A 4,375-nucleotide genomic window follows, 5' to 3' on the forward strand; every position below is an offset into this window, starting at 1 on the left:
CGGACGGGCGTCGTCGTCGACTTCGGCGACTCGATCCTGCTCGACGCGGCGGGCCTCGTCCTGCTGGCCCGGACCGAGACCCGCGCGCAGCTCCGCGGCGACCGCTCCGGCGCCTGCGCCTCCACCAGCACCGACACCAGCAGCCCGTCGTAGTTCGTGACGAGCCTGGCGGCCTGCCCGTGCTCGGCGCGCAGCGTCAGGCAGAGCCCGCACAGGTGCGCCATCCAGTCCTGGAAGAGCGATCCGCACAGGACGTGCCTGCACGGTCGTACGACACCGAACATCCCCGGACAACCCCCCACCTCAGGCGACTCGCAGCACGATTATGGACGCGGTCGGCCCGAAATCGGTTCATCCGGGAATATCGGCCTTCTGGCGTCAGACGCCCACGCAGGTGAGGGCGCGGCGGTACGCAGCCATGCGGGGCTCGCCCGTCGTCCCGGTCTCGGCCAGCACCTCGGCGAGGTCGAACCACGCCTGCGCCGCCTCGCGGGACGACTCCATCTCCTCCAGGCAGGTCGCTGCGCGGGTGAGCACCTCGACGGCGCGCTCGCGGCGGCCGAGCCGCACGCACGCCTCGCCGAGCACGGTCAGCGCCCCGGCGGTGGCGCGGCGCGGCGCGTCCCCGAGCAGGTCGAGGGCCTCCTCGGTGAGCCGCACCGCCTCGGCGGGACGGCCGAGCGCGGTCTCGGCGCGGGCCAGCTCGGTGAGGCACCAGGCGACGTCGATCTCCCCGGCGGAGCTCGTGCTGATCTCGCCGCGCACCCGGCCGAGCAGCTCGCGGGCGCGGACGGCCTGGTCGGGCCGCGCGCGCAGCAGCAGCCCGGCGTAGATGACGCGGAGCCGGTTGAGGTTGCGCGGGTCCTCGCCGTCGCCGGCGAGCATCAGCGCCCGCTCGGCGAGGGCGACGCCGTCCTCGTACTCGCCGCGGATCTCGGCGACGTAGGCGGCCTCCCAGTAGGCGACCATCCGCGCGCGGGGGCTGCCGATCCGCTCGGCGCGCTCGACGAGCTGCGCCGCGAGCTGCCGGGCCCGGACGAGGTCGCCGCGCTCGATGAACGCGGCGAGCAGCGCCGCGCCGAGGTGCACGGCGGCGTCGGTGGAGTCGGCGCCGGTCGCGATGAGGTGGCGGAGCGCGCCCTCGGCGGCCTGCACGCCCGCGCTGATGTCGCCGCGCTCGCGCAGGCACCGGCTCAGCGCGACGTGGACCTTCGCCCAGTGGTCGAGGTCGGCCTCCGCGGACGCCTCGGACGTCAGCTCCAGCAGCCCGGCGATCGCCTCCTCCAGCTCGCCCGCGGCCTCCAGCGCGAGGGCGTGCCCCCAGCGCGCCTGGTGCAGCATCTCCGGCAGCGCCACCGCGTCGGCGTTCGCGAGGACCTCGGCGAACCGGGCCCGCGCCTCCGCCGCCGCGCCGTTGCGCAGCGCGATCTCGGCGTAGTCGAGGGTGACGCGCAGCTCGTCGACCACGTCCTCGCTGACGCCGCTGACCAGGTACGTCGCCGAGCAGTTGAGCTTCGCGGCGAGCAGGTCCACCACGCTCGGCGCGGGCACCCGCTTGTCGCTCTCGATCAGCGAGATGTAGCTGTCGGACAGCTCGGGGAAGGCGAGCTGCGCCTGGCTCACGCCCTGCCGGATCCGCAGGGCGCGGATGCGCTGCCCCAGTGTCTCCCGATCCATGACCACCGCCTACAAGGTGCTCGCCGGCCGCGTCGCGCGGAGGGCGAGGAAGAAGTCGACTCGATCCTCTAGTGTGCCGAGGTCCCGGCCCGTCAGGTCCTCGATTCGGCGGATCCGGTACCGAAGCGTGTTCACATGGACGTGCAGCCGCGACGCGCTCCGGCTCCACGACCCCGAGCAGGCGAGGAACACCTCCAGGGTGTGCACGAGCTCCGCCTGCCTGGTGCGGTCGTACTCCTCCAGCGGCCCGAGCATCCGCTCGCGGAAGGACCAGCGCGTGCTCTCCGGCACCGAGTCCAGCAGCAGTGCGTAGGACTGACGGGCGGCCGGATCCGCCGGGGCTCGCATTCGCACCAGGGCAGGCTATAGCGGACGTCCCCGGTTCGCGACGGGGGGCGGCCGGGCAGTTACCCTGTGCTCGCCATTTTCCGAGATCATGCTGCTGGAAGCGGAGCACGCGCCATGTCAGAGGCCAGTACCGTCCCGACCGACGATCCACCGCCCGCCGGCGAGCGCGGACCGCTGGACCGGCTGTTCGACCTCTCCGGGCGCGGGACGACCGTCGCCCGCGAGCTGCGCGGCGGGGTCACGACGTTCTTCGCGATGGCCTACATCATCCTGCTGAACCCGATCATCCTCGGCGGGGCGAAGGACGTCACGGGCGCGACGCTGTCGATCCCGCAGCTCACCACGATGACGGCGCTGTCGGCGGCGGTCACCACGGTGATCATGGGGCTGGCCGGGAACGTGCCGCTGGCGCTCGCGGCGGGCCTCGGCATCAACGCGGTGGTGGCCTTCCAGGCGGCGCCGGTGATGACCTGGCCGCAGGCGATGGGCCTGGTGGTGATCGAGGGCCTGGTCATCGTGCTGCTGGCCCTCACCGGGATCCGCGAGCGGATCATGAACTCGATCCCGCTGGCGCTCAAGCACGCGATCGCGGCCGGCATCGGCGCGTTCATCACGCTGGTCGGCCTCGTCGACGCCGGCTTCGTCACCTCCAGCGCGGCGAGCCCGCCGCTGTCCCTCGGCACCGGCGGGCGGCTGGAGACCTGGCCGGCGCTGGTGTTCGCGCTGACGCTGCTGCTGATGATCGTGCTGTTCGTCCGGCGGGTGCCCGGCGCCATCCTCATCAGCATCGTCGTCGGCACGGTCGTCGCCGTCCTCATCCAGGACAACGCGAGCATCCGCAAGGGCGGCTGGGGCGTGGTCACGCCGGACGTGCCCGACAAGCTGTTCGCGGCGCCCGACTTCGGGCTCCTCGGCGAGGTCGACCTGTTCGGCGGGTTCGGCCGGGCCGGGTTCATCACCGCGCTGGTCGTGCTGTTCACGCTGGTGCTGTCCGGCTTCTTCGACGCGATGGGCACGATCCTCGGCATCTCCGACGAGGCGGGGCTCGTGGACGAGCGCGGCCAGGTGCCGCGCCTCGGCCGCATCCTGTCGGTGGACGGCCTCTCGGCGGCCTTCGGCGGCCTGACCAGCTCGTCCGCGAACACGGTGTTCGTGGAGTCGGCGGCCGGCGTGGGCGAGGGCGCGCGGACCGGCCTCGCCAACATCGCCACCGGCCTGCTGTTCGCCGTGACGCTCTTCCTCACGCCGCTGGCCGGGGTGGTGCCCGCGCAGGCCGCCGCGCCCGCCCTGGTCGTGGTGGGCGCGATGATGATGGCGCAGGTCGCCAAGGTGGACTGGAGCGATCCGGAGCTGACGATCCCGGCGTTCCTCACGATCGTGCTGATGCCGTTCACGTACTCGATCACCACGGGCCTCGGGATGGGCATCGTGAGCTACGCCGTGATCAAGGCGGCGCGCGGCAGGTGGCGCGACATCGCCCCCGCCCTCTGGCCGGTCGTGGTGCTCTTCCTCCTCTTCTTCGCGATCCACCCGATCGAGGAGTGGCTGGGCGTGAAATAGCCGGGGCCGGGAGGGCGGGAGCCCTTCCGGTGCCGCGTCTCTGCGCCGTTCGCCAGTCTCCGGGGCCCTTCCGGGTGTCAAATAGTGCCGTCATGGCGTAAGCAGAAGGTAGGGCCTTACCTCCCGGCGTGAAAGGCGTGGCTGTGGCGTCCGCGGACTCTCCCCCCCACCCGCCCCCGCGCGGTCACGTCCTGCTGGCCCCCGGAAGGTTCCCGGGCGCGCTGACCGCGGCGGAGGTGGCCCGGCATCTCGCCGCCGGGCTGCGCCGCGCCCGCCCGGACGTCCCGCTGGTCGAGCTGCCCGTCGCCGACGGCGGCGACGGCACCGTCGAGGCCGCCGTGGCGGCCGGCTGGCGGCGGGTCGAGGTCGAGGTGTGCGGGCCGACGGGGCTGCCGGTGACCGCCCGGCTGGCGCTGAACGGCCGGTCCGCGGTGGTGGAGCTGGCCGAGGCGTCCGGCCTGCGGCTGCTCCCGGACGGGCGGCCGCGCCCGCTCGTCGCGTCCAGCGTCGGGACGGGCCAGCTGCTCGCGCACGCGGTGCGGCTCGGCGCCCGCCGCATCGTGCTCGGCCTGGGCGGCGGCGCGTGCACCGACGGCGGCGCGGGCCTCGTCCAGGGGCTCGGCGGGCGGCTGCTGGACGCGCTCGGCAAGGACCTCCCGCCCGGCGGGGCGGCGCTGCGCTCGCTGCACGCCCTGGACCTGCGCGGCCTGCCCGACATGTCCGGCGTCCAGGTGGTGATCGCGGGCGACTCCGCGGGGCCGCTGCTCGGCCGCGGCGGCGCGGCGGCGGT

At 74.0% G+C, this 4,375-nt stretch carries 4 protein-coding genes and 1 pseudogene; 2 read left to right on the plus strand and 3 right to left on the minus strand.

Annotated features, from left to right (window positions below; translation table 11 throughout):
• The 3 genes and pseudogenes from E1300_RS53660 to E1300_RS47890 form a co-directional block, all read right to left on the minus strand.
• Window positions 1–284 (minus strand): DUF5685 family protein (locus E1300_RS53660; protein ID WP_278045447.1); only part of this gene is annotated, 284 nt, incomplete at its 3' end.
• A 94-nt stretch (window positions 285–378) separates the two neighbouring features.
• Window positions 379–1,677, minus strand: coding sequence for a helix-turn-helix transcriptional regulator (locus tag E1300_RS47885; RefSeq protein WP_131763895.1), 1,299 nt, complete (start codon window positions 1,675–1,677; stop codon window positions 379–381).
• Between the two features lie 9 nt (window positions 1,678–1,686).
• Window positions 1,687–1,992 (minus strand): annotated as a pseudogene (locus E1300_RS47890) (PucR family transcriptional regulator); the annotation flags it as partial.
• A 147-nt stretch (window positions 1,993–2,139) separates the two neighbouring features.
• On the opposite strand from E1300_RS47890, the gene E1300_RS47895 reads away from it, so the two are divergent.
• Both E1300_RS47895 and E1300_RS47900 read left to right on the plus strand, forming a co-directional pair.
• Window positions 2,140–3,585: an NCS2 family permease gene (locus tag E1300_RS47895; RefSeq protein ID WP_131763896.1), complete on the plus strand. Its 1,446-nt coding sequence runs from the start codon at window positions 2,140–2,142 to the stop codon at window positions 3,583–3,585.
• 143 nt (window positions 3,586–3,728) lie between these two features.
• On the plus strand, window positions 3,729–4,375 hold a 647-nt coding region (locus E1300_RS47900), incomplete at its 3' end, for a glycerate kinase (protein ID WP_242619877.1).

This window comes from Actinomadura fibrosa (assembly GCF_900659615.1).
In the GTDB taxonomy this organism is placed as follows: Bacteria; Actinomycetota; Actinomycetes; order Streptosporangiales; family Streptosporangiaceae; genus Spirillospora; species Spirillospora fibrosa.

What these genes read in the sequence shown, in the direction of transcription:
- E1300_RS47885 (WP_131763895.1), bottom strand. Translation starts at nt 1,677, where the DNA reads ATGGATCGGGAGACACTGGGGCAGCGCATCCGCGCCCTGCGGATCCGG.
- E1300_RS47895 (WP_131763896.1), top strand. Translation starts at nt 2,140, where the DNA reads ATGTCAGAGGCCAGTACCGTCCCGACCGACGATCCACCGCCCGCCGGC.